The following is a 25,012-nucleotide window of genomic DNA, read 5'->3' on the forward strand; positions in this document are numbered from 1 at the left end:
CTCATCAATCCTAATTCCGGTAAAATGGTCCGTAAAATGCCCGCATGAAGGGCGTCATCAAAGGATTATCATCGACATCACTCTCTTCTTCTTCCGAAGACTCTTCTTGTGATGCTAATTGTGATGCTAATAATGCCCTTAAAACTTCGAGTAAGTTGTCTCTCTGTCTAAAGCCGCCTTGCACAATAGGGCTTGCTCGATAAGGCTGCCCCCCATACATCTGTAACACACGGTTGGTAAAATCACGTGCACGCATGTTATTATTCCCACCATTCAAACCAACCGCATTGCTGCCAACAATTTGTGCTGCATTGGCATGGGGATTTTGTAAAAGACGCGCGGCTCCACCTGCCCCTTGTTGGTGTGCTAAATACAATTCCGCATCAGTCGGCGCTCTTCCCAACACACGGCTTAAATGATTACGATTATCAAGGGTCAACCGCCCCATAGCATCTGCCGCTTGCATGGGGTCAAAACGGTCTTGCAAACCATATTGTTTGGCGGTGCTGTCTATAAATTGATACAACCCACCCGCAGAAGAACGGGGATTCCTTGCATTGGGATTGCCGCCACTTTCCACTTGCGCAACACGGTACAAATAGCTTTCTGGCAAGCCATAACGCGCCGCTGCTTGACGGATCGCTTGATCAACTGAAGGACTAGAACGGGTCATTTCGCATACTCTATTGAAGCACTAGGACCTAATCCTTTTGCTATAGCTCTAGAAATAAGCTTCAAACCCCCATCTGTTAACACCCCTCTGTGATGCCATTTTAAAGCACTTTGAATCAAGTTGGCAATTTCATTGCGCTCCATTCCTTTAATACCAAAAGTTGCTAACTTCGCTATTCCGCGCTCTAGCTCTTGTCTTGCCCGTAGCGCCTCTGGGGCATTCGGGTGGAAAAATATATTTCGTGCTAATTTTAAAGATTCAGTAGGCCAATGCCACATATTTGAAAAATTAAGTCCATCAAAAAGAGAAAATTCAGGAGTGCCTTCAAATTTGCTAAAACCTTCCTTTGCTGCATCAGAATAGAACTTTTCTTGATCTACTGCCTTTTTAAAAGTAGAGAACCGTTCAGGTCCTATGGTCCTTTCAAGATTCTCAGACGCAAGATTTTGTTTTAAAAGTTTAGAAAATTCATTAATAGGGTCATCATTTTTGGTGAGTAAATCATGTAATGCATCTCTCATACCCATCTTATAGGTATTGTTTTTATCTGTCCAATTGCCTTTAGAAAGATTTTCCTTAACTGCATCCCTCTCAACACTCTTTTCAAATTTCGTGCCAAGAGCTTGCCTACCTTTCTCAAAACTATCTGCAAAGTTTTTGAATTTTTCTGCACTACCGCGTGCTGCTTTATAAGTAGGAGAGATTTCATCCATTATTTTTACTAAATCTTGTTTGAGGATTTCGTATCCTAAAACCTTTTGATTATCACGAGATTTCTTACTTTTCTCTATCAAATCATCAAGAGACTTCTTGGTTTGATCTAATAACTCTATCGTAGGTTTATAGTTTATACTGCTAAACCTTCTATCATAAAATCGTCTAGGATTTATACTCAGGGGATGTTCTTCTAAAGTCTTAACAGCTTCTTTGAGAGCTCTTTGAAATCCTTTATTCTCGAAAAGTTTATCAAGAACTGGGTAATGTTCTTGTCCTATTGTAGTTTGCCTTGCTTGTTCATAGAGATGATCATGCGCTTCTTTCCCTTGCCGTTTAAGTGTTCTACTTAAAGTATCTCTATGCTGGTATGGCGCAATTGTCTGCTCCATCACATCATCAAGACGTTGAACAGAACCACCTAATCTTTTCTCATGCGCTTGTTTTAAGATATTATAGACATCTTCATTGGTTTTAGATGAATTCCACAAAGCCTGTCGTAGTTTTTCATTAATGTCTGTCAAAAATACCTTATGAGGTTCTGAGCTAAGGCGTTCAATGATGCTTTCCGTTTTATTATCGTAAAGATGTTTAGCAACTTCTCTCAAAGCTTTATTGGAAACCTCTTTACGAGATGGATTAAAAACTCTCCTTATAATGGGAGTATCCTTTACAAGATTTCCTGCACCACGAACTACCTTAGAAATTCCCATACCTCCTAAAGCAGCAGCCGGCGTCAAAACAGCGCCACCCGCAGCACCAGCTAACGCCGAATGTACCGTATCATTGTACCCCTCTCCTGCACCAGAACCATGCAAAGCACCAGAACCCGCCCCTACAAGTGCTCCCCTACCCAAACTTCCTAAAGTTGATCCTGCTCGCAAAAAATTTAATGCGGGGATACCAAAAGATGCTAATGTTGGTAAAATCGAACCAGCAATATAAGCACCAGAAGACAACCATGGGTGTTTTTCTTGCAACGCTTTTTGATAAGCACGTTCTTTGGCTACTCTTCTATTATAAATCTCTTCTGCTTTCTTATCCCCACGCCAATAATCTGTGAAACCTGCTTCATTCGCTGCTTGCATCTCATCACTGTACCCCGCCGTGAGACCAGACATGAACTTGCTCCAAAGCGCGCGCAATTCGGTCCAGTCTTTGCCTTCAAGTGGAGAATAATCTGTTGTAGATTTTGAATTAAATGAAGCCTTATCATCAGCAGCAAGAGGGGAATAAGGAATATAACTCGTTGTTTTTTTGCCTTGATTAGCACGCCCCTTCTTCACTGAAGAAGTGCCACTATTATTATCGGATACATCATCAACAATACGAGAATAAGGTACATATGCCATTTTAATCCCCTTTAACTCTTATCTTCCCATCTTCACCAACAAAGCGTGTTCCAGAAGGCAATTCATCTTCCTGTTCTTTGCTGGTAACAAGCGGCAAATCACTACGTTTTTGCTGTGGAGATGTAGAATGCGATTGGGATGTGACTTTATCAACTTTCTCTGCTGTCAATTCAATTTTACCATTTTGTAGCAACGACAATACATCTGTTTTCATCTTACCCAAAATATGATGAATTTTTTTCAATCTATACATCAGCTCTTTATGACCCAGTTTGTAATCTATCTCTCCTAAATAGCTCTTTAATATATCAAGCTCTCTTTCTGTGAGATTTCCAAAACCAGAAGCACCATTGCGTGAATACCGTCTCATGGTTTCTAATCTATCGATACCTATACGATTTTTAATCGAATCAAGGAGAGATTTCATATCACGGTGTTTAGGAACTTTGAAAAAAGCTAACCAATCTGCCAAATTGCCTGTAGACCAATCACCGTTCTCGTTCACATAATCCATAAAACGTTCGATATCCTCGAGCATATTACCGCTAATAGCTTCACTATTTTTAAGCTCTATCATTTCTCGTTGGCGGTCCAGTTCTTCTTTAGACCTAGCATCATAACCACCGTTCACTTTTTGTAATAGAAAAGCATTCAACGCATCTTTATTCCCAGCCATAAACCGCGCTTCTTCTTCACTATAGCCTTTGGACTTTAGATACTCGACGGTTTGATTAACCTGTCCTCTTTGTTTATCGCCTTCATTAAGACGCTTCACACCACTTGCAAGCGCATCCCATCCTGAACCGCCGGATGGTGCTGCCGACATACCTGCGAAAAGATCTTGAAGCTTTTTATAAAAATCCGACTCGACAAACTTTTCAAAACCAGTTCGAGTATCTACTGGAGAAGTTTGTGACTGTGATGTTGAAGATGCCTCTTCTATAGGCGTAAGTTGTTTAATCTCCTGTGCATTAGGGAGTGGTGGATGATTACCTACACCAAGTGGTATTTGCGCTTCTGCTTCAGGAACCGTATAGGGCTCTTTCTTCTCATGATAAATTCCATCAGGAATAATAGACCCTACGTTAAGAGAAGAAAGAGTACCTGTACTAAACGGTTGGTCAATAGAAATTGCACTAGGAACAACGGGACCTTGATGCTGCTGTATTACTTTCTGCAACATATTCATTTTTTCAAATGGTCTCTCACCAAGCTTCGGAATAACCCTTTCGAATGCCTTTCGACCATAGATCTCTTTACGCTTTTCGCGCTCTCTTGCCTCCATCATTTCACGCTCTTCGCGTTCTCTTTCTTGCAAAAATATAGACCATGTCCTTTTATTACGTTTTACTGTAGGTGGGAGATGTGCACTATGTTGTATTAAACCATCTGCTCCTATTCTAGACATTCTAACTAAAGGATGTTCACCTTGATCAGGAGGAATAAAAAAACGCGAAATGTTATTTAACCAAGAACCTTTTTCCATTTCTTTCTTTCCTATACACCAAATTTTTTATCTAAAAATTTTCCAAAAGGTTTAGAAATATCAGGGATACCCATAAAACTTGTCGCTAGATTTGCTACTGCCGCAAAATTCTTCCAAGGGTCGTTACCATGCATCATCGAAGCTGTACTATTATTCGTTGTCGTGCCGTAATTTCTTGCAAAACCATGACCGGCGTTCATAAGCATATTCAACCTATTCCACCCGCTATTGTCTTGTTCCAGCCAACGTTCACGATTGGCATCAACAACTCTCTGATTGTGGGCATCAAGTACACCTCCCCCCTGTATGGCATTGGAATAGGCATTCCCATAACCTTGTAAGAAGTTATTGGAGGCTCCCAATTGATTTTGATTGGCTTGGTCTATCATGGCATTGGCTTGCATCATATTCTGAACATCTTGATTATATTGGTTCGCTGTCGCACTTGTCGACAAAGCACCAAGTTCATTTGCCAATACCCCTGTATGTGCACCGGAGCCATAACGACCTGCACCGGCAAAAGAGCTGTTAATCGTATCTCTTACACGGTCTAAGCTATTTTGTAAGGCGGCATTAAAAGCGGGATTCTGTCCAACCATAGCACCCGAAGCCATGCTTCCAAGATTATTGGCTGCCGACGTTGGATTGTAGACCGTATTCATCAAAGAACGGTTTTGATAATGCTGAGGTATGCTGCCAAGACCACCAATTCCATAGCGCGTTTGATCACTTAATGGGGCTACACGAGGACCGCCATAAACATTACCACCCGCCCCTATATTATACAGATTATACGCATCCCTGCCACCACGCTTAAATACATCTGCCATCCAAGAAGGAGGAGCACTTGTCTGCACCTGCTTCTGTTCTGTCGTTGAGGGTGTTTGGCTCCCCATGTCACAATTCCTTCCTATAATAAAGCATCGTTATGCCATAACCTTGTTTGTTTAATGCACGTTTCCAACCCAAACGCCCTAAAATCTCTATCTCAAAAGCGCCATTTTCACGCGCCCAATCCTCTGCAACCTGCAAATTGTCAACTTGATCAAGAACACCCTTCCCACTACATTCACAAATCAGTGCGCGCTTCTTTCCTAAAACTGTCTGTTGTATCTGGGTTGTAACAGCTGCTAAAAAGCGCTCGTCATCATCCAAAACAAGCCATAACTGTTTTTTCCCCGTGCAAATGGCTTCAATAAGATCTTGCAACGTGATTTCATGTTTAAAACGTTCCACATATGCTCTAAAGGATGCAATGATGTCTTCCAGATAAGGCGCTATACGCTCCATATCCCAAGACGTGGTCAAATAGACTTTTGCCATTACCCTCTGCCTAAAGGACGTAAATCAACATCAAACCCCGTAATTGCCGTCCAAGGTTCATTTTTAGGAATGCGTAATTTAAAGCGGTGATAACGATTGCGCGAACGTCCGTGATAAGCACCCGTAGCATAGGAACATTCTCTCTCCTTGTGCCATGTGATCGGCGTCTGATGATTGCGAAGACGACGTTCTCCGATACTTAAAAGACCTTGCGTCGTATCAACTTCGGCAAACATTTTTGTGATAAAGTTAAAACTTCCATCCGGTGCCCCCATCTCTTGCGAAACAACCGTTGCCTCCATCGGTGCGCCCGTAAACATAACAAGACAATTGTTTTCATCAAAAGCACCAAGCATGGGTGCGCCACTTTGCCAACGGGGGCTGTCTAAAGAAGCAGGCAAGGACTCAAGATTGATCGAGATCTCATCTAACTGTTCTAAAGTATAACCTGTCGTAAATACGGGAAACAATGTGAAAGGCTTTCCCTGTATCGTCGACCATTTCTGCAAGCCCCAATCATAAACAAAGGTCGTTTGCTCGTTATTACCTCTCTTTAAAGACCAGTAAATCCGATTATCAACGGGGTCTATCACTCCTTGCATATTATCAAGAGCAAATTTATCAAAGGTTTTAAAAACCGTTCTATCAACTTTCTCAAAGCCTATTGGCAAAAGTTGACCATCAGCACTCATCTGATAAAAGCCACCATCACCAGCAAAAAAAGCATCACTGCCTCGACAAGCTATAGAAGCTGCACTGCGCGCTCCGCGCTTATCTTGGATCTTTTGAAAAGCAAATACAATTTTAGAACCCGGAACAAAAGTTCCTGCATAAATCGCAGAACGCATAAAAATGAGTGGATTGCTCGATTCCGTTGCCCCTTGAACGTATTCTCCATCTGGAAAATCTTGAAAATCACAATCTTTCTGCTTAACTGTCCAATGGGTTGCATCTTCCAAACCAGACCAATGAATGCGATTGGGATGATCTGTCAATTGCATCAAACAAACAAAAGGTCCCCAAACCTTCACCAATCCGGCTTTCGGTGGATTGCCTCCTAATTCTTCAAATCGTTCGGAACTATGGGTATGAAAGACTTGCGGTTTATCATTTTTATTGACCGCAATAACTCTCTGACCAAACAAGGCAAATGACCATTGATTATCCTCATTTGCCTGATAGGTCACACCGCTTTGGCTTATGTCTTTCCAACCCTGCGTTTGACTATCATAACTATAAAGCTTTTTGGCTCCTCCTACGATAATCTTAACCCCATTACCACTTCGAAACGCTATACACCCCAAAGGCTTTTCTCCCAAAGGAGCCGATACTACCATTGCGCTAGGCATAGGAATATAGCCTCCATCTGCCGGTAAAACATTCACAAGTGTATCCGTAAAGCTGCCATTGACGACCGAAACATCGGGGCGATAATCAGCGATTGGAAAATAAACCATTTTAGAAATCCGTTGGAATTATGCGTGTGACGTTATGACGTTTGGACGTCTCTGCACGCAATTCATGCAACTGCTCGGTAAAGTCATTATAAGCTGCCGTTGCACAATCGGGTTCTTTAAGGATATTCTTGTACAACTCATATTTTGCACGCGCCTTAATCAGATCAAACGCGTGCACAAACCATAGATGCTCTTCATCAACACGCTCTATCTCTGATAAACGCTGTGGAGAGAGAATGAGTTGAATCTGATAGGCTCTGTCCGGTGTGGGATAAAGATGCAATTTCCTATCAAAATAACTGTAACAAACCGGTGTTCCTTGCTGCCCTGATGACAACGAAGCCTCTAGAGCAAAAGGACTTCTCCGTTCTAGTTCAAGCTTATGATGTTGATCGGACTTAAGATAAACGCTTTTGATTTTGACAGCTGTTTCAATAGGGCGGGTATCGCTTGCATCATAAATCCCCTGCCCCGCCCGTGTTTGAAACGTAACATCACGGCTTTCGTTAAAGTAAAAACTTTCCCTCTCACAAAAACGAATAGCAGCAAAAATACTTTCTTGGATTTGTGCTACATACTCGTCCGTAATGTCATCAATCTCATCTTGGATAACAGACACCATGTGTGAAAGCGTTTTTCTATGACGATAAACATTTTGACTAGCCGGTATTGGTCCGCCTGTCCTAACCCGAATATAATGACGCGTCATCAGACTTCTCTTAACAATTTGTCACGAATTCAACGACGATACTTGCTTGACCAGCTTGGACTGTTTTATCGGCTTTGGCATAAAGCGTGACCTCTTTATCAGAGGGAACAAACTCCTTCTGATTAGAAATTGTCGCTGCTTTAATACCCGCTTGTTTGATCTCTAACTCACCAAATTCAGTCCCACCAGCAGTGCTGCCTATTTTGACCTTCGTGTCCGAAAACGCTGTCTTAATAAAAGCCTTGATTGAAGTAATCAAAGCACCTCGAGGCAAAGTGCCTATCTTCATCACCTTTTCTTTATCTTGGTAGCTAAAATTAAGACGCAAAAAGCTTACCTGCTGCGTATGAAGGTTTCTCCCCTGTAAGGGTTCTGGTAAATAATCTGCCATATCTTGTCCCCTTAATGATTTGCCACAAATTGCACGACCACAACACACTCACCAGCATCTGTGCTTTTATCGCGTGTTGCATAAAGGGTCATTTCTTTATCCTCTGGCGCAAAAACCTTTTGGTCTGTTGGGGTAAAATCTTGCGTATTTTGGGCTTTGATATCTTTTTCCCCAAACTCATTGCCCCCATAGGTACTGCCAATCTTCAATTTTGCTTCGGAAAACGCTGTCTTCACAAACGCTTTTATCGACGTGATCAAAGCGCCACGGGGCAATATTCCTATTTTTCGTGTAAGACGCTTCTCTTTATGCGAGATGTTCAAGCGAAAAAAACTCACTTGTTGCGTAACCAAGTTTCTCCCTTGTAGGGGCTGTGGTAATCCTTCTGCCATGTTTTATTTCCTTTCCCGAATTTAAGAAGGCTTTTCACCGGTATAAGTTGAAACAACAACTGTTCCAAAATCTTGCGCATGTTGTCCTCTTCCAGGCATTTGGAAACGGGTTTTCTTCATTCCTAGGATTGTTTTCGCTGCAACCCCATAGACCCGTTGATAATCATCAAGCTCTTCAACCAACTTATAGCGCGTATCTTGATTTTCTGCTCCAAAGGCAAGCATCGCACTTTGTGCACCAAGTAAAACAGCACGACGTACATTTTCTTCAACGGTGCCATCAGATTTTACACCATGCGTCACATGTTCTGATTCACGTAAAATCACACCGTTATACATGCCTAGTGAACCATCAAAGATCGGATTCTTCGCACGCGAACCTGAATAAGCAGCCTTTTGTATATCAAGCCACTGACCTGTATCTGTATTGGTACGCAATTGCATAACTTGTATGGGATGAAGATACATGACGTAAACATTGGAACCACCAACACGTACGGGTCTGATTTTGGGGTTAGCCAACTTGGCAACTTTAACAGCTTCATCAATCAGCTTAAGACTAAAACCGTGTTTTGCCAGCTCTTTTACTTCTTCATCTTTCGTTTTGGCTTCTGGTCGTACAATGCGCTTACTACTTGGTGCCAATGGTGTATTAAAACCATAATACAATTCATCTAGTTCAATCTCACGCCCTTCAAATTTCATTGTAGGAGCTGTATACCCACACACTTGCGTGAAAAACATCAAACTTAAACGGTCGGCGTACCAATCAACCAATGACTTGTGTGCTTCATCGCGTAAACTAAACAAAATACGTTGTTGATCAATTGTCCCTTTGTTCTTCGTCGAAACCGCATGATTAAGTTCATTGATATATAATTTGTCATGAAGAAACTGAAGCGCTTCTTCATTACCTTTAAGCGTTTCACCCTCGCTTACACCGCGCCCCATAATCTGTGCACGTAAGCTAAATGTAACACAATCACCACCTTCTTTCCTAAGTTCATTTTTGACTTGAATGATACTATTAGAGCCTTCTCCCATTAACGGTTCAATATCAAGCGCTTTAGACGCTTCATAATTTAATTTCTTTGACCAAGCTTTCACCGCTTGAGCATCATTAATAGGTATACGTGTTGTTGCCATTTATTTTGCCTTTCTTTGCTATAAAAAAACCGGCTTAAAGCCGGCAAAAAAACCCGCATCAAAGGCGGATTACGTTATGCGCCTAGACTATAATCAGCCATCGCGCCCCATTAACTTATCAAAAATGATTTGATTTTTAGGATTGCTATACCATTCTCCAAATTCTTTATCAGACATATTGCCAATAGCTTCTAAAGTCATTGGTCCAGTACTCCCCCCTCCACCAGATGCCGTTAAAGTCCTCGCAGAATTCTGACGGCTTTGAAGCGCCGCAACTTGATTATTCGCTTGCACTGCTTGGTTCTGATAGCCAAGATTTTGTGCTATCCTATAAAGCTCTTCTGCTGGATTAACCCCTTTTTGTGCGCAGGTCGCTACAATTGTACGCAGTTCATCCCCTATAATCGCATCTATCGTGCTCTTTTGTGCATAATCCGGATAAACAGAGGACCATGCATTCAACTGCTTTGCACGCTCTTCATAAAGAAAATTTGCTGCCGCATCAAAATCACTGTACTTCTTCTTCGCAGTTTCAGCAGAACTTTCTAAAAACTGGTTCAAATGTCCATTAAATTCTTGGTATTCAATGGCTTGTCTTTGTTCTTCTTGCTGTGCACGAATATACGCATCTTGCTTTTGAATCTTATCTAACATCCACGTTAATGCGAGAATTGGGTCCTCACGTAAGTCTGGGGGCGCACTTTCTCCTTCAACTTTCGGCGTTTGGGATTGTGCTTCGTAGAACCTTTTAAGCGCTTCACGCGCCTCATTAGCTTTTTGCTCCACACGCTGTTGCTGCTCTATACTAGGAACGATTTCTGAAGGCTTTTCAATGGGCTCTGCAACCGGTTCTGGAGGTATCGCATCATGGCTCTCAACTGTCTCGACCTCATGATCAACATCAAAAGAACTCTCATCTTCATCAAAAACTGGTGCACCAACCCTATAATCTTCATTCATAGCTTCGTTCATTTCTGCATTCATTCTCTAACCTCTCTCAAATGCTTCTTCCTCTGTACGTTGCCGCTCTTTCACGCATGATTTGATTTTGCGCTCGTTCATTAAGAATACGCTCCCGTTCAAGCTCATGGCGTTGCTTCATCAATTCCGCTTCCAATTTTGCTCTCTCTTGACGCATGAACAGATCAAGCTGCTTGCCTTGTAAATCCATCTGTTGCATCTGACTTTTAGCAGCAATATCCTGCTGCTTTTCTTGCAACTTCATCTCTTGTTCTGGATTCATTTGCTGTTGTTGGGCTTGTTGTGCCATTTGCTGCTGTTGCATCTTCTCGCTTACACGATTAAGCAGAGACGCAGGCAAGGGTGAGTAACGAAGCAAATCAAGCATGATATCCGGTGTAACCGCATTTTGAAGCAACGGTAACAGCTGCGTGATAATGCCAAAGGTCCGCTCTTTTTCGTTCGGGCTGGTGGGCGCATCATCCACCACAATATCATAATCAACACTCATCACCGCTTCACGGGTCAACGGAATATATTGCGCATTCTCCTCACCCGATATCCGGACCAAGCGACCATCTGACAGATAATTCTGTATCAAGTGCAAAATAATCTTGCCCTGCCTTTTGCGATACAAACGCAAGCCATCAAACAGACAAGCAAGCAGATTAAGACTGGATTGACGCCGTTGTGCCTCTAAAATCCCTGCTTGTGAAACTTCTCTCGTTCCAATAAACTCGGGCGATAAACCCGTAACTTGATTAATTGCTTCTTTCGCTTCATTAAACAGTTGAAAAAAACCGGTTGGAAATTGCGCTACGGGTTTGGGCTGTATTTTACCCCCTGCCAAAGCGCCATTTTTCAAAACCGTAATACTATCTACCCTGCTCCAACTCTTTACAGCTTCTCTCTCATCTTCAAATGCACCCCTCTCTGCCATTATCCCGCCCTTGGATTGGCTATTGAGAATATGCATAACTTGACTGAAATATTTATTTGCCCACCGTTGTGGGTCTTTTGTCGGTCTTACAACCCCATAAAATTGCCGTTCTATCTTATCAAAATACCCCGTGATACACTCCCAACCCAATTGACCCGCTGGAACCAAAGGTTGATCAGGGCATTCAAGCAATTTTCTGCCTAAAAAGGCGCGTTTTACAACCTTTTTATTGAAAGCCGCCCCTTGGATATCGGGCATCATGCATTGGAGCTGCTTAAACTCCTCTTCGCTGTAATCACGAAGTTCTCCCGTTTCTAAATCGGGCGCCTTATAATACCGCTCGCTTTCAAACCAACGGCATTCCACTAGTGTGACCATCCGTCGACCGTTTTCAACATCAATGCCCTTCTCATCATTATAAGCTTCAAGATCATTATGATGAACCCCTTCATAAGCAGCCCCATCACGCGCCCAATCCGCACTGAGTTCACTCCAATGGGCTTTGGGAAACATTTGCTTGGCTACGTCTAATGGCTTACGGTCGACATACCACATGCGTTGCGCATCCGTTAAATTCGGTTGCACTGCCGCGCTATCCCAAACCATCTTCAAGGGGTCTAAACGCGTAATGACCGGTTCACCATCAAGGCTGTTCTCATAATCAAGCCGTGTATCAGTCCACCCCATGCCACAGATGACAGCATCTTGGAAAGCATCAGAATCTGCATATTCCGCATGTGCCATATCGCGAAACCATTCCGCGGCTCCCGTAAGCAATTCACTTGGCAACGCCTTGCCTATCTGACGAGGGATAAATTGCACTTCGCGCTTATTATTGCGTTCTGAACCCACAACCGCATTAACCAGTGGTGCAATGCGATTAAAAGTCATAACGGGGCGGCGTTGCTCTTTTAAAGCCGCTAAATCTTGATCATTCCACTGATCACCATTGTAAAATTGAAAATCCTCCCTTGCATGCTCACGCCATTTGTTCACATGTTCAACATCTTCTTTGTACCAATGGACAAGCTTACGAAACAAGCCTTCTGTTGACAGATCTGAGATGTTGCTCTCTTGCTCTAAATGCTCTTCATCATGCATCATTCTGCCATCCATGACGTACTTTCATAAGTTTCTCTACCGCTATAAGCTGGTCTCTTCTGTCGCTGCATCGGCTGTTCATAGCCCACACACATTAACCCAAAGGCATCTGCCCCATGACTGGACCAATCATGTTCTGCTCCCAAACCAATATTACGCTTCTCATCCCATTTCTCATGATACCAATTCAGTGCCTTGCGCCCCGCTACGGTCGTCTCTTCATTGAACCAAACTGAAGGCAAAATCCGTCGCACTGCCTCGATACGCATTTTGACAGCACCAGCCCCTTGATTAGGGATGACTTGCGTTTCAAAACCCGCATCATTCAAAGCGCTCTCAAAACTCACATTGTGCACGCGGTCTCTTGTTGCACCATCATGGGGGAGAACCATTAATGCCTTCTCATAGCCATTGTGACGCAACCAACCGATATGTTCTGATAACGGCTGCCCCTGTGCTTCGTAATAATCAAGCACTCTGATCTCTCTGCCTACAAATTGCGCTATCCATATCGCTGTTGCATCTGCCTTGGCTCCTGTGCCCCCAATATCCCAAAATGCCCGTATCTGCATTAAAGGATCACGCGCAACACGCCCTATTCGCCCCTCTTGCTCGGCTGCCAACATTTCCTTTTGATAGTAAGCACCCTGAACCGCTGTAAGATAAGCCCCTTCCCAGATATGCTTATAGGTTTCTGGACGATTTCTAAGGTCATCAAGCCGCGCTTCATTCAAGATCTTGGGAAACTTCGGATTGTCTGACCAATTAATCTCCACACGCTTAATGGATTCATTGTCTGAAAAGCGAAACCGCCTTTCAACCGGTGCATTGTCTCGCAAAGGGTTCCATGTGACCCATAACTCTGCACGCCATCCCTCTCCCTCTTCACGCAACGTTGGAATGAGTGTCTGCCAAGCGGTTTCAGTCACGGGCTCTGCCTCATCAACCCAACAAAGCAAAATACGCCCCATGGATTTGATACTTGCAATATTACGGTCCAGTCCAGAAAACTGAAAAGCTATACGACCATCATTTGACTTAATCGAAGCCTCTCCAACCTTGTAATATTCGCTTAAAAAGTCATGGGCTTCAATCGCCCGCTTAATCTCCTCCAATGAACTTTCTGCTAGCGAATTTTGAAACTGACGTGCACAAAGAATAGTCCCCGATATCCCTTGCATACCAAATTGATAGCCTTTTAAAGCAGCCATCAAGGCAAATGATCTTGTTTTACCAGAGCCTCGTCCACCCCAAGCCGCACGTACCAAAGCATCCCCTGCAAAAAGTGGAATAAGTTTTGGTACAATCTTAATCTGTCTTGTCGTCATTCATTGTTAAAGGAGCAATTTCTACACGCCCTATGATCTTAATTGCCCCCCCATCTTCACCCGTCACTTGCAAAGGCAAGATCTTACCAAGCAACGCTAAATAAGCCGCGGGGCATCTTATTGCCTGCTTTTCGAGATAAGAGATTAACCCCTCTTTCCCATACTTATTGCCTGCCAATTCAGCGGCTTTAAGAATTGCTTCTTTCAAAAGACGTGTATTCTTATTGGGTACACCTTTGACACGCCCCATTCCTGCCTTAGGGGGTTTATATTTTTTCTTTGTTTGAGAAACCTGTTCTGTATTTTGTGATGTCATAAAATACACCCTCCAGATAATAAAAAACCCCGCAAATGCGGGGATTTTTGACTGTACATTTCCCTCTCTAGACACAATACGCCTAAGTACAGCAACGTCATTAAATACGATTTGCTACACTTTGTCAACATAAAAATAACACATATTGATAATTTCAAAGGAGATCAGTTATAAAAAGCTCGCAAAAAATAACTTTTGCTTTAGCCTTTATATATATTTTTTCTATGTCCAACAGCTAAAACTAACACAACAAGTTCCTTATCATAAAGATCGCAAAGTATTCTGTAATCTCCTACACGATATCTCCATAAACCCGATAATTGCCCTTTTAAGGGCTTACCTATTGCACGTACATCTTCAAGAGGGGCAACGTGTTGATCTAAAAAATCAACAATCCTCCGTGCTTCTTTTTTATCGCATTTTTTTAAAAAACTAAGAGCTTTTCTTTCATATCTAATCGTCCAAGCCAAGCTCTTTCCTCACCTCTTCAGAGCTATAAAAAGTAGCTTCTCCTCTTCGAACACGCTCTCTTACTTGTGAAGCTAAATAATAATCCTCAGCTTCCTCGATTCCACGTTCAATAATCTCACGTAAATAAAAAGACTTTGTACGACCTGTCTTAGTTGCTAAATTATTCAAACGTGTTTCAAGTTCGCTAGGCAATCGAATAGATATCGTCATAACGCAATCCTCATCTTTGTATTCACTGTAATACAAAGATAACGTCTTGTCCAGAAAAAGGTTTCACGTCATTCTGCAAAAGCACATAAAACAATTACCATTTACTTTTTTGATCAAAATAGTTCTGAAGCGCATTAAGAGCAATGCGCAATGAATTCACAAGATATGGTAGCATTTGATCTTCTATAACGAGATGATTTATCGCGGCATAAAGATTATACTGTCTATAGCGCTGTTGCGCTTCTTTTAGTGCCTCTTGCATGTTGATAAACTGCTCTGTTGCGAATGCTACCCACTTATCTCTTGCCTTATCATCAGATGATGACGGCATTTCGTCATAAATCGCATTAGGCAAGCCTTTTGCACATAGATAATCGTTTCTTATCTGTAAGTACTGTTGCGCGGCGTCATATTGCTCTTGTGTAAGCACACCTTGCAAACAAAGCCGCCCTATGTAAGACCCAGAAAGTGGATTTTTTGCCTCGTATAGGGTTAAACCGAAGCGTTTTGCACGCATTTCTATTGCCAATTGATCAACGGCTTCACGGGGTGCTTTTGCACGTGATATACGACCATTGGCTTCTCTTATTTGCCCTATGATTTTAGGGCGTCCCCTCTTGTTTCTTTTCACAACACCGCCTTCTATTTAAAAAGGAACATCATCATTCATAACGGTATGGGGTGTATCAAGAGGTCTATAAATGCTTCTGTCATAAGCAGATGATGACTGCTCTTGATTATCATCATTTTTGGCATCTAAGAGCTTTAAGTCGCCTTTGTACGGAGGCAATATGACTTCTGTTGTATATCGTTCAATACCGTTTTTATCTTGCCATTTACGGGTTTGTAAGCGCCCCTCGATATAAACTTTGCTACCCTTCTTAAGATACTGAAGCGCTATTTTTGCCAAATGCGGATTAAAGACCACAATGGAATGCCATTCAGTTTTGTCTACTTTCTTATTGGTTGCCTTGTCTGTGTAGCTTTCAGACGTTGCCATACGAAAATTGACTATTTCTACACCAGACGGCATTTTTTTACTTTCAGGATTTGCACCTAAATGACCAATTAACATCACTTTATTAAGCATTTGCTTTGCTATCCTTTTTATGGGAAATGGTACTTAGAAACGGAAATAACTGGTACATAACAATAATATAACACATTATGCTATATTATTACAAGCAAAAATAGTTTTAATAAACTGAATCTAAAGAATTAATCCTGTTTTTATTTTACTTATTTGCTTGTGTTTTGATACGTAATGTGCAATAAAAGAGGTGTTCGTAAACTTACGAATAACGATAACAGAAACACATCGCAAAACAGAAGCCGCGTTCATAAAGAGCGCGGCTTTATCATATGAACAATCATCATCAAATATTTGAAATAAACTTGTGTTTATACACAAAATATGTATTTTAGTAGTGAAAAGATTTTTTTAAACGCTTTTGTGTTTAATTTTCAATTCTATTTTGTTTGATTCATTAGTTATAAAAGCCGTATCAATTCATTTTGATGCGGTTTTTATGTATTAATGCTTGTGTTTTTACACGTTTTGTGTGATATGTGTTTAGTGTAAAATGTATATACTTCCTAAAATAAAAGCCGCGTCTTTAAAGGGCACGGCTTTCTTTATTCTATCTTTTAGACGCCACAGCCGCTTTAATCAATTCCTCTACAGTCTTTATCTATCTACAAAAGGATATTAAACCTGTAGAAATCTCTTTTCTTCCTGTAACCCATGCCCCCAAAATAAGTTGCGTATCTCCAAAAACACGCGCCCTGCCACCAATAATTGACTTTCCATAAGCACGTGCATTGCCATAAACCTTTGCAAACCCATTAACACACGCCTCATCACAAATTATTGCATTTTCAAAAACCTTCGCATGCCCCCAAACCATAGCAGCATTATAAACCTTAGCATCATCCCCAACCCAGCAATTACCCTCGTGACAAAGGTTGTATTCACTTTCAATAAAGCCCCCTAAAGCTCCTTTTTTAACACCCCCAAAACTTCTTAAAGCTTTAATGCGATAAAGTATTCTAACACTACCATAGAGATGGTCTTTAACTTCTGTAGTTTCATTAGTAAGTTCATATTTTTTGGATACATTTTTAGTGGTCATAGGTAGCTCCCTAAGTTCATATTTGAGTAAATTTTAATGAAATGTCTAAAGGAGGGGGCGCCCCCGCACCGCCGCTGCTGTTTTACGCTGCTTTTTCTAAAGTATTATTCGAGTTATATATGACTTTATTGCCACTATAAACCTCGCCTTCCTTACGAACAAAATCGCACTCTCTTAATTTTGCTTTTCCTGAAACTTTACCATAAATTTTTGAATAGCCTGAAATTTTTGCATTACCATCAATAATTCCGTGAATTTCAGCATGCCCTTCAATAACAGCATTCCCATAAACTTGCGCATTTTTATAAAGTTTTGAAAAGCCTAGAATCTTTGCATTGCCATAAATTTTTACATCAGAATAAATACAAGCATATCCTGAAAGTTTAGCATTGCCAAAAATATGGGTATCATTAAAAACCCAAGCATTATAATGAACATGAGCATTCCCATAAATTCTTGCACGTGGATAAATACGTGCAAAGCCATAGACCTCTGCATTGCCGTAAACAAAGCCACCCACAACAGCCTTGCCGTAAACACGAGCGTTACCATAAATACAAGCTTCTACATTAACATGAGCATACCCACTTACAACGGCATTATCGTAAACCCGCGCATTGCTATAAACCTTGGCTTTACCTCCAACCCAGCAATTGCCATGATGTGATAAATTGTATTCACTACCTATATACCCCCCAAGGTCACCTTTTTTCACATCACCAAAATCTCTTAAGGCTCTAATTCTATGAAGTGTATTAAAGCCAACCTCGATTGTTTCACCTGTAAATTCGTATTTTTTTGCAAACTCTCTATTTTTAAAAGAGCCATTATCATCTGTAATAAAAAAACAAGTTTCTTGATTTGTAACTGTAGCTTTCATGCTAATTATTCCTGTTTGTAATTTTTCCATTGACACCCTATAAGGGTGCCGGGCGCTGAAAAACACGGCAAACAGTCCGTCGTCACACTTTTCTCATAAAGAGTATTGTATGATGTGACCACACCCGACATAATCGTTATATGCCAATGATAGCACAAAAGAAAGTCAGTATTTTAAGAAATGGGAAAAACCTTTTCGTGGTCTATCCGCTGTTTGTTAAGTGTTTTTCAAGCACTTGCCAACCTTAATAAACGACCTTTTCTTTAAAGTCAATACGTATTTTTTATTTTTTTCACTTTTTTTCATTTTGATAATTACCTAATTGAATATCAAGCGCTTTTTCTAGCTCGCGATCCATCTCTTCACAAGACAAGGGATAACCCCATTCCCCATCATTCGTAATCTCACAAATCAACTGATCTTTCTCTGCACGTTTTTTGATTTTCGCATTCACCTCATCTATTAAAGGTTCATAACTCAATACGCTTTTTGGTAAATCACCCCCATATATCCATGCTTTCACTTGCGCTTTGGTACTATAATCAACTTTGTTAGGCATCTCATGATCATGATACTGCCCACCGTCAAATTCCTCGTATTCTCTCATACCATCTTCATATTCATAGAGATTGTAAAAATACTCAGCCACCCCTAATCCCCATGGTGCATATCCAACCGCCGTTGCAATAAATTTTTTTTGCTGTCTTGATTTACGTTTTTTTAAAAACATTTGATTTAATATCCCCTTGCTTAAATCCATAACTTTACCGATGGGTTTATTTGCCTCATATTGGACCGTGCAGTAGCGTTTTTAATTTCAATGTGGTTTTTATCATAAAAATCTAAAATCGCTCTGTACGGTACTTTTTTAGCTGTTTAAACCCATATCTATTCTCAAAACTATCAGCTCTTTTCACTAGTTTGCTGTTTTTTCAAATGCAACTAAATACGATTTCATTATGTTGCAAATGAACTGATAGGCTCTATATTTCTGATATATTTTGCCAAGCTCTCTGTTAGTGGTTTACAGCATGTGATTGTATATCTTTCTTTCATTTCTAATTCTGCGTGTCTCTTAGCTACCAATCCATATTTCGGGTGTGTAATCCAATTATCCCAAGCGCTTTGCCAATCGCGTTCATGAGCATTTCGATATGGGTTGGCTTTTGAAAAGCGTATAAATTTTTTAAACTCTGATAACGCTTCATCATGCGTTAATCCTAGATCAATTGCGTATTGAAAATCGGGGTTGAAATCTTCTAACATGCTTTCAACTTCTTGTTTTTCTCTCATTTTCTTGTCTTTCTCAAAAAAGTTTGCTTGCTCTGGAAAATAAGCAGGCATTATCTTGTCAACGATTTCTGAAAGTTGTTTGCCAACCTTTTTACCTTTTCGTGAAGGCAATTTCTCAATCATTGCTTCGTTACTTTGCCATCGATTATTAGCTTCGTTTGAAATGTTGTTATTTTGCTCGTGAATGATTAGTTGTTTAGTTTCTATCGTTTTGATTTCTTCTGATTGAACATCATCACACTCGATTGGCTCGTCAACCAAATCGTTTGTTTCTAAATTTTCAAATTCAATTTCTCTTTTTGATAAAATAATATTTTTATTTTTTTTGTTATTGTTAATGTTATTGTTAATGGCATCATTAAGCATTGCTTGTGCATTGCTTGTAGCATGTTTAGCATCATCATCACTGTTATCTTTATTTTTATCCCATCTTGCCTTCGCTGCCTTTTGTGCTCTTTCTGAAAACTTGCTTAAATTTTCATTTGAGTTATTGAGTTCCTCTTCAACTTGTAAACTCCACAAACGACCATCTTCTGAAAAAATAATGTGTCCAGTTTCTAATAAAAGATCTAATGCTTTCTGAAATCTTTTAACTGAGCAACCAGCCAATAAAGACAATACTCGAAAATTATTCTTAAGCGGTTCTCCAGTGCGAAGCATTTGAAATCGCAACTTCACATATATAAAACCTTCAAAAGCGGGCAAATGCGCAAGATCAAGAAGCCACTTGTCTGCAAAAAGCCTCGTCCATGGCAACTTAGTTGACATGTATTGCCTCCTCTCTTTTCTTACTCCACCTCATATGCGCTGCTTTTGAAGCTCTTTCTGAAAATTTACTGATGCTATAATCAAAAGCTAATGACCTATGCCATAAGTTCCCATTCTCTAAACGCGTGATGTAACCCATGCTTATTAAAGTCTCTAATGTCTTTTGAAACGTTCTTACTGAACACCCACACCAACTTGATAAATAAGACCCATTATTGATAAGAGGCGCTTTCTTATCATTCATAAGCAACACAAGGGTTGTATAAACTGCCTTCTCTGTTGCTTTTAAACCCATAAGCTCTTTTAAAAACTGATCTGAATTAAACTTTACACACTCTACTTTGTTACTGGGCATCGCTATAAGATCTCCCTCTCTTTAATTAAATGTAAAATTGCTAAAGCATCCGCTTCATTATCATCACAAGGCGCGTGTCCTTTTGCACGCATCGCCTTAATCATTTCTTCTTTTGACGCATTCCCCTTGCCCGTCGTCGCTTTCTTAATCGTACAAACCGGTATCCCCTCATACGGTATCTCATGATCTTCACACCACGCCGTTAACGTTGCTAACAAACCACCGTAAACATGTGCCGCATCAGTTCCAATATGACGCCTCACTTCTTCAAAATACACCGCGTCAATGCCACCTGCTGTATGCTTTATCCCATTAAGCCATCTTTTAAAGCGTAAATAACGCATCCCACCGCCTTCAAAGCGACGGGGTTGGAAACTCATCGTACCACTGAATATATGACCATTTCCCCCTCGTATCGCCCACCCCATCTTCGTACCTAGATCAAAACAAAGAATCGTGTTAATCACCGCACCACTCCATACAAAACGTGTTTTATAGGATTGTTTTTTCCTAAAAGCGGGTAAAGAAAGATGTTGAAGCGTGCAAACGTATATAAATACGGGAGTATATTCCTTACATTAATTGGAATAGTGATTATGTTCCTTAATTGGAAGGTATGCTTAAATTGGATAGAACAACACCCTACCCTTTTTTCTGCACTTTCTTCGGTTGGTGCTTTATTATCCGCAATTTTTTCTTTTCGTTCTATTAAACAGACATTGAATTTAAGAAATGAAGATCGAATAGAAGCTGCAAAATTGAGAAGAGAAGATCGAATAGAAGCTGCAAAGTTTAGAAGAGAAGACCGAGAAAAATTTGAAACAGAATTAGCCAATGCCGTGGACATAGCTAAATCAACTAAACAACAAGCAATATCAATGGAAAAGCTTGCCACAGTTCTGGAAAAACAATTAGAAATTTTAGAAGAAAAAAAGCTCCGTGTTATCCCACAAAATTCATGGATGTGTGATAATCCAAATGGTATTGGTCTATTAATTAATATATCTCTAAACATTACAAATCCTACAAAACAAACAATTAAAATTAACTCCATCAGTATAAATGATAACAGTCCTTTTATCTTTATATCTGCATGCTATCGTGAACTTGTCTATTTCCCACACTCGCTAGGAACACTACGTCACATCCATCCAAAACAGGCAAAATACTTATGCTTACAAAGACCTAAAGTCACACCTCCAATATATGGAAATATTGATCCATTTAGCCTTAAACCTTCTTGCACATTAGTATTAATTCTTACTGTTTTTCCCAAGGACAAAAACACAAAAATTCCTCTAATATTTACTATGGAACACACTGCCATAGATCCCTTAAATCCATCAGAAAAAGTGAATTTTTGCCCCGAGTATTTTTATGATTTTAAACCAGAGTCAAAATTATTACAGGCATTTAATTCATCCCTCTATGGTTTTCCCAGGTAAGAAATAACGCTGCTGTTCTTCAGGACTTTTTTTAGCAAGCTCTTCCCATGTCATTGGCTTTCGTCCTAATAAATTGCCTAATAAATTTTGTGCTCTTGGCCAGTAATAGCATTGTGCAAGTGTAACGGTATTTTGTGGTATAAACCATTCTTCAAAGGCTCTAACAACTTTAATTGCTTGAATCTTTGTCTGCTCATCCCTCATTAATTGTTGCAATAATTCCTGCGATCTATCTTCTTGTTCATCTGTAATGGGATTTAGTTCTATAAACTCTCTTACAAGCGCACAAACAACTTTAGAGGCTTGAAGATTTTCATAAATATTTTCATATGACGTCAAACATTCTTGCTCTTTAAAGTTCTGCTGTAAACGTTCTTGCACTTCTCCTTGTAATTCTTGCAATTCTTTAATTTTTTTATCATTTTCTGCTAATTGTCCCTCCATCAATGTTCGTTGGGACTCTATTAACTCATCTCTTAATTCTATCTCTTTTGCCAGTTTAGAAGCTTTGAAATAATAGTAGAAAGCCAAAGTTATTGCTAAAATCACTGCAACATTATCTAATATCGTTGTATCTTCCATCTCTCTCCTCACTTACTTTTCTTCTTATTTTTATGAGAATTTTCTTTTACAGATTCACCACGCTGCTTAAGCTCGTCTTTAAGCCTCTCAATTTGTTCATCACGGGATTGAACTTCTGCTATGAGTTTATCTATAGTTGCATTTTTTCGTTGTAATGTTTTTCTGTACTCTTCTATATTTTGTTTAAGTTCTTTAATTTCCTCTTCATATTTTTCTACATTCTCATCATATCCACTAATGATCTCTCTAATTTCTTCGCGTTCTTTTTCTAAAGCCCTAGCTGCAAATTCTTCATCTTCAATCTCCTTTTTAAGCGCCTTAACCTTTTCGCTATAATTCAAAGCACAAAGCAACGACATCCCACTAAAAAGCAAAGAACCAAGCGTCACACATACAACTATCAATACCACTTCACTTAATCCCATTTTGATCTCCTTAAGGCTGCAAAGTCTCGCCGGTGTGATCAACAACGCGGCTCTTGCAAATTTTCGACAATGGGGGGCGTTGCTCTTGCATTAATGACTGCAAACGCTCGGGATAAAAAAAATCTTCGGGGCGCAAATCTATCTCATGATCACGCGCATAGGTTAATAATTTTTGTTGGTGCTTTGCTGGTATAAAATCATGCCATCTAGAAACAGATGACACATCTCTTTGCACTATAGCTGCTACAGTTTTTAAGCCACCTAAATATTTTATAATTAATCTCGCAGGCATATGTAATCTCCATAACAGTGCAATAAATAATTGCACTTTTTACATATGTCAACAAAAAATGCACCTTTCACATTTTTTGCATTTTACGTATTTTTAGGGATAATATTTAGATTATGAGTAGCAATATTGAAAAAAGTATCCAACAATGGCTAGAAAAAAAATTATATGAGCGCGGACACGGCGCCCAAATAGAGCTAGCTGCCTACTTGGGAACCCATCAATCTACTATAAGCAGAATGATTAATCCTTACAAAAATGGAAAATCAAGAAGCATAAGTATTGGGGAATTAGTTAAAATAGCGGAGTTTTTTAACGAGCCCCCCCCAAATTTCTTCAATGATGTTGATCAAGAATTTATGAATTTTTATCGTGATCTTTCTGAAGAAAACAAGAAGTCTGTGATTTCATATATTGAGTTTTTAAGGCAATCAAAAGATAAGTAATAGTTTCTTTTTCTTTCTGAGAAAACCCTTTTAAAAGATTAAAATCTTGTTCCGCTATTTGCATTTTGTATCTCCATAAATTGTGGATAGTGCATTTTAAAAAAAAACATACCTAACATAAATATGCACTTTTTACATTTTTATGTTGACACTTGCACTTTTTACATATATTCACTCCATATCTTAGAAAATAACTTTTGCCAATAGGCTGTATGGAGGCGTTTATGGAAAAACCAGTGCTTATAAATTCTGATGAAATTTTACTAGTTTCCTGCGATGATGATCAAAACATTGCAGAGTCTGGACCGCTTGATGCGAGCCAAATTCTAAGCATTGTTGATGGGGTAGATGATGTTATACAAATCTTTCGTATAAATCCTTCTGAAAAGAGTTGTGAAGACATTTCTGAAGAGATTGCAGAAGCATATGTAGAAAAAAATATCGAACATCTCGATGAGAATAGTAATGTTCATGACTTTGTTCGCGAAAGTGTTTCTTACAATGACCTTTTAGATGATTTAGCAAAAGAAAAATATAATGATGAGGTCTATGGTACCTATGAAGAACAGAACCGTTATCCTTGAGATGTGCTTTAAAAACTATGAAGGGCGTTTTTAAGAGCGCCCCCTCTTTCCTCTTATTAAATATCGGACGGAGTAAACTTATGGATAATCCTATTGCTATTACAAATAACACGGTTAACGGAGAAGACGTTCAAACAGTCAATGCTCGTGATTTGCACGCATTCTTAGAAGCAAAACGAGACTTTTCCAATTGGATTAAGGACCGTATTAGCAGATACAATTTTATAGAAGGACAAGACTTTGTAAAAACACAAGATTTGCGGTCACCAAATTTGGCGAGCGCAAAATCTAGATCTGTTATTGCAATTAATTATCATCTCACCTTGGAAATGGCAAAAGAACTTTCCATGGTAGAGCGTAATGAAAAAGGAAAACAAGCTCGTTTATACTTTATCGAGTGCGAGCGGCGTGCAAAGCAGGCACTAACACTACAACAAATCGACTATTCAAGTCCAAAAGCTATGATGGGCTTTTTGAATTACCTACAAAGTCAAATAGATCAACAAGATACTATCATTGAATATTTAAAACCAAAAGCAATGGCTTTGGAAAGCTTGCAACGCGCTGATGGGCTCTTCGGTCTTACTGAAGCTGCTAAAATTCTCGAAATTCAACCAAAACAGTTCATTCAGTTCCTACAGAAAAAAGGATGGGTGTATCGACGCACTTTCGGGGCTCCTTTGTTACCTTATCAAGATAAAATCCAAAAAGGACTTATGGATTGTCCTACACACACCATTCAAACAACAGAAGGTACAGAAAAGGTCGTACCAGCTGCTAAAATTACAACAAAAGGCATGGGGCTGCTGTCTCAAGAATTTAAACGACAAAACATGCATTAAAG

31 protein-coding genes are annotated in these 25,012 nt (G+C 40.0%); 4 read left to right on the plus strand and 27 right to left on the minus strand.

The features are described 5' to 3' along the window. Nucleotides 1–10: 10 nt before the first annotated feature. The 24 genes from B5V81_RS03615 to B5V81_RS03730 all read right to left on the minus strand — a co-directional run bounded on the left by B5V81_RS03615 (nt 11) and on the right by B5V81_RS03730 (nt 20,864). Nucleotides 11–673, minus strand: coding sequence for a transglycosylase SLT domain-containing protein (locus B5V81_RS03615; RefSeq protein ID WP_212112162.1), 663 nt, complete (start codon nt 671–673; stop codon nt 11–13). Beyond that, entirely contained in the window at nt 670–2,739 is a 2,070-nt protein-coding gene (locus B5V81_RS03620; RefSeq protein ID WP_212112163.1) for a glycine zipper family protein, read from the minus strand. The genes B5V81_RS03615 and B5V81_RS03620 overlap by 4 nt, the downstream gene beginning before the upstream one ends. Nucleotide 2,740: 1 nt before the next feature. After that, entirely contained in the window at nt 2,741–4,225 is a 1,485-nt protein-coding gene (locus B5V81_RS03625; RefSeq protein WP_212112164.1) for a hypothetical protein, read from the minus strand. 11 nt (nt 4,226–4,236) lie between these two features. Next, nucleotides 4,237–5,121, minus strand: a complete 885-nt coding sequence (gene bgtD / locus B5V81_RS03630; RefSeq protein ID WP_212112165.1) for a BaGTA-type gene transfer agent maturation protease BgtD — start codon at nt 5,119–5,121, stop codon at nt 4,237–4,239. Between the two features lies 1 nt (nt 5,122). Beyond that, nucleotides 5,123–5,548, minus strand: a complete 426-nt coding sequence (locus tag B5V81_RS03635; protein ID WP_212112166.1) for a hypothetical protein — start codon at nt 5,546–5,548, stop codon at nt 5,123–5,125. Beyond that, the gene (bgtE, locus tag B5V81_RS03640) at nt 5,548–7,005 is read right to left on the minus strand and encodes a gene transfer agent protein BgtE (RefSeq protein ID WP_120100684.1); all 1,458 of its coding nucleotides are present in this window, start codon (nt 7,003–7,005) and stop codon (nt 5,548–5,550) included. Before bgtE ends, B5V81_RS03635 begins: the two co-directional genes overlap by 1 nt. Before the next feature lies 1 nt (nt 7,006). Beyond that, nucleotides 7,007–7,714, minus strand: coding sequence for a phage adaptor protein (locus B5V81_RS03645; RefSeq protein ID WP_212112167.1), 708 nt, complete (start codon nt 7,712–7,714; stop codon nt 7,007–7,009). Between the two features lie 10 nt (nt 7,715–7,724). Continuing rightward, entirely contained in the window at nt 7,725–8,105 is a 381-nt protein-coding gene (locus B5V81_RS03650) for a hypothetical protein (protein WP_212112168.1), read from the minus strand. A gap of 11 nt (nt 8,106–8,116) precedes the next feature. Continuing rightward, nucleotides 8,117–8,497: a hypothetical protein gene (locus B5V81_RS03655; protein ID WP_212112169.1), complete on the minus strand. Its 381-nt coding sequence runs from the start codon at nt 8,495–8,497 to the stop codon at nt 8,117–8,119. A 21-nt stretch (nt 8,498–8,518) separates the two neighbouring features. Next, nucleotides 8,519–9,643: a BaGTA-type gene transfer agent major capsid protein gene (gene bgtG / locus B5V81_RS03660; RefSeq protein ID WP_212112170.1), complete on the minus strand. Its 1,125-nt coding sequence runs from the start codon at nt 9,641–9,643 to the stop codon at nt 8,519–8,521. 93 nt (nt 9,644–9,736) lie between these two features. Then, nucleotides 9,737–10,627 (minus strand): hypothetical protein, encoded by an 891-nt coding sequence (locus B5V81_RS03665; RefSeq protein WP_212112171.1) that lies wholly within the window; start codon nt 10,625–10,627, stop codon nt 9,737–9,739. A gap of 13 nt (nt 10,628–10,640) precedes the next feature. Next, nucleotides 10,641–12,659, minus strand: a complete 2,019-nt coding sequence (bgtI, locus tag B5V81_RS03670) for a BaGTA-type gene transfer agent portal protein BgtI (RefSeq protein ID WP_212112172.1) — start codon at nt 12,657–12,659, stop codon at nt 10,641–10,643. Then, nucleotides 12,644–13,972, minus strand: a complete 1,329-nt coding sequence (locus B5V81_RS03675; protein WP_212112173.1) for a PBSX family phage terminase large subunit — start codon at nt 13,970–13,972, stop codon at nt 12,644–12,646. The genes bgtI and B5V81_RS03675 overlap by 16 nt, the downstream gene beginning before the upstream one ends. Continuing rightward, nucleotides 13,953–14,288, minus strand: coding sequence for a hypothetical protein (locus tag B5V81_RS03680; protein ID WP_120100674.1), 336 nt, complete (start codon nt 14,286–14,288; stop codon nt 13,953–13,955). The genes B5V81_RS03675 and B5V81_RS03680 overlap by 20 nt, the downstream gene beginning before the upstream one ends. A gap of 200 nt (nt 14,289–14,488) precedes the next feature. Beyond that, nucleotides 14,489–14,758, minus strand: coding sequence for a type II toxin-antitoxin system RelE family toxin (locus B5V81_RS03685; protein ID WP_120100673.1), 270 nt, complete (start codon nt 14,756–14,758; stop codon nt 14,489–14,491). Further along, nucleotides 14,742–14,969, minus strand: a complete 228-nt coding sequence (relB, locus tag B5V81_RS03690; RefSeq protein WP_120100671.1) for a type II toxin-antitoxin system RelB family antitoxin — start codon at nt 14,967–14,969, stop codon at nt 14,742–14,744. Before relB ends, B5V81_RS03685 begins: the two co-directional genes overlap by 17 nt. 94 nt (nt 14,970–15,063) lie before the next feature. Continuing rightward, the gene (locus B5V81_RS03695) at nt 15,064–15,570 is read right to left on the minus strand and encodes a hypothetical protein (protein WP_212112277.1); all 507 of its coding nucleotides are present in this window, start codon (nt 15,568–15,570) and stop codon (nt 15,064–15,066) included. A 45-nt stretch (nt 15,571–15,615) separates the two neighbouring features. After that, a complete protein-coding gene (ssb, locus tag B5V81_RS03700; protein WP_120100657.1) occupies nt 15,616–16,059 on the minus strand; it encodes a single-stranded DNA-binding protein in 444 nt (147 codons plus the stop codon). Between the two features lie 601 nt (nt 16,060–16,660). Further along, the gene (locus B5V81_RS03705; RefSeq protein ID WP_212112174.1) at nt 16,661–17,101 is read right to left on the minus strand and encodes a hypothetical protein; all 441 of its coding nucleotides are present in this window, start codon (nt 17,099–17,101) and stop codon (nt 16,661–16,663) included. Nucleotides 17,102–17,183: 82 nt separating this feature from the next. After that, on the minus strand, nt 17,184–17,981 hold the full coding sequence (locus tag B5V81_RS03710; protein WP_244979361.1) for an LbetaH domain-containing protein: 798 nt from the start codon (nt 17,979–17,981) through the stop codon (nt 17,184–17,186). Between the two features lie 292 nt (nt 17,982–18,273). Next, nucleotides 18,274–18,711, minus strand: a complete 438-nt coding sequence (locus B5V81_RS03715) for a hypothetical protein (RefSeq protein ID WP_212112279.1) — start codon at nt 18,709–18,711, stop codon at nt 18,274–18,276. A 227-nt stretch (nt 18,712–18,938) separates the two neighbouring features. Then, on the minus strand, nt 18,939–20,042 hold the full coding sequence (locus B5V81_RS03720) for a DUF1376 domain-containing protein (RefSeq protein ID WP_212112175.1): 1,104 nt from the start codon (nt 20,040–20,042) through the stop codon (nt 18,939–18,941). After that, a complete protein-coding gene (locus B5V81_RS03725; protein ID WP_120100649.1) occupies nt 20,032–20,397 on the minus strand; it encodes a DUF1376 domain-containing protein in 366 nt (121 codons plus the stop codon). The genes B5V81_RS03720 and B5V81_RS03725 overlap by 11 nt, the downstream gene beginning before the upstream one ends. A gap of 2 nt (nt 20,398–20,399) precedes the next feature. Then, nucleotides 20,400–20,864: a crossover junction endodeoxyribonuclease RuvC gene (locus B5V81_RS03730; RefSeq protein ID WP_212112176.1), complete on the minus strand. Its 465-nt coding sequence runs from the start codon at nt 20,862–20,864 to the stop codon at nt 20,400–20,402. Nucleotides 20,865–20,993: 129 nt separating this feature from the next. Between B5V81_RS03730 and B5V81_RS03735 the strand changes: the two genes are divergently transcribed. After that, complete coding sequence (locus tag B5V81_RS03735; protein ID WP_212112177.1) at nt 20,994–21,842, plus strand: hypothetical protein; 849 nt, start codon at nt 20,994–20,996, stop codon at nt 21,840–21,842. Here B5V81_RS03735 and B5V81_RS03740 read toward each other — a convergent pair. From B5V81_RS03740 to B5V81_RS03750, 3 genes are read right to left on the minus strand one after another with little or no spacing between them, the layout of a single operon-like run. Continuing rightward, nucleotides 21,816–22,424, minus strand: coding sequence for a hypothetical protein (locus B5V81_RS03740; RefSeq protein ID WP_212112178.1), 609 nt, complete (start codon nt 22,422–22,424; stop codon nt 21,816–21,818). The two genes, B5V81_RS03735 and B5V81_RS03740, sit on opposite strands and share 27 nt — an antisense overlap. Before the next feature lie 8 nt (nt 22,425–22,432). Continuing rightward, nucleotides 22,433–22,849, minus strand: a complete 417-nt coding sequence (locus tag B5V81_RS03745; protein ID WP_212112179.1) for a hypothetical protein — start codon at nt 22,847–22,849, stop codon at nt 22,433–22,435. Between the two features lie 10 nt (nt 22,850–22,859). Continuing rightward, the gene (locus tag B5V81_RS03750; RefSeq protein WP_212112180.1) at nt 22,860–23,141 is read right to left on the minus strand and encodes a hypothetical protein; all 282 of its coding nucleotides are present in this window, start codon (nt 23,139–23,141) and stop codon (nt 22,860–22,862) included. A gap of 113 nt (nt 23,142–23,254) precedes the next feature. Here B5V81_RS03750 and B5V81_RS03755 point away from each other — a divergent pair, with 113 nt between their 5' ends. The 3 genes from B5V81_RS03755 (at nt 23,255) to B5V81_RS03765 (ending at nt 25,010) form a co-directional block, all read left to right on the plus strand. Continuing rightward, on the plus strand, nt 23,255–23,584 hold the full coding sequence (locus B5V81_RS03755) for a helix-turn-helix domain-containing protein (RefSeq protein WP_212112181.1): 330 nt from the start codon (nt 23,255–23,257) through the stop codon (nt 23,582–23,584). A gap of 224 nt (nt 23,585–23,808) precedes the next feature. Then, nucleotides 23,809–24,168, plus strand: coding sequence for a hypothetical protein (locus tag B5V81_RS03760; protein WP_212112182.1), 360 nt, complete (start codon nt 23,809–23,811; stop codon nt 24,166–24,168). Between the two features lie 80 nt (nt 24,169–24,248). After that, nucleotides 24,249–25,010, plus strand: coding sequence for an antA/AntB antirepressor family protein (locus B5V81_RS03765; protein ID WP_212112183.1), 762 nt, complete (start codon nt 24,249–24,251; stop codon nt 25,008–25,010). Nucleotides 25,011–25,012: the final 2 nt, after the last annotated feature.

Origin of the sequence: Bartonella queenslandensis (assembly GCF_018155095.1) — a bacterium.
GTDB classification, from domain to species: domain Bacteria; phylum Pseudomonadota; class Alphaproteobacteria; order Rhizobiales; family Rhizobiaceae; genus Bartonella; species Bartonella queenslandensis_B.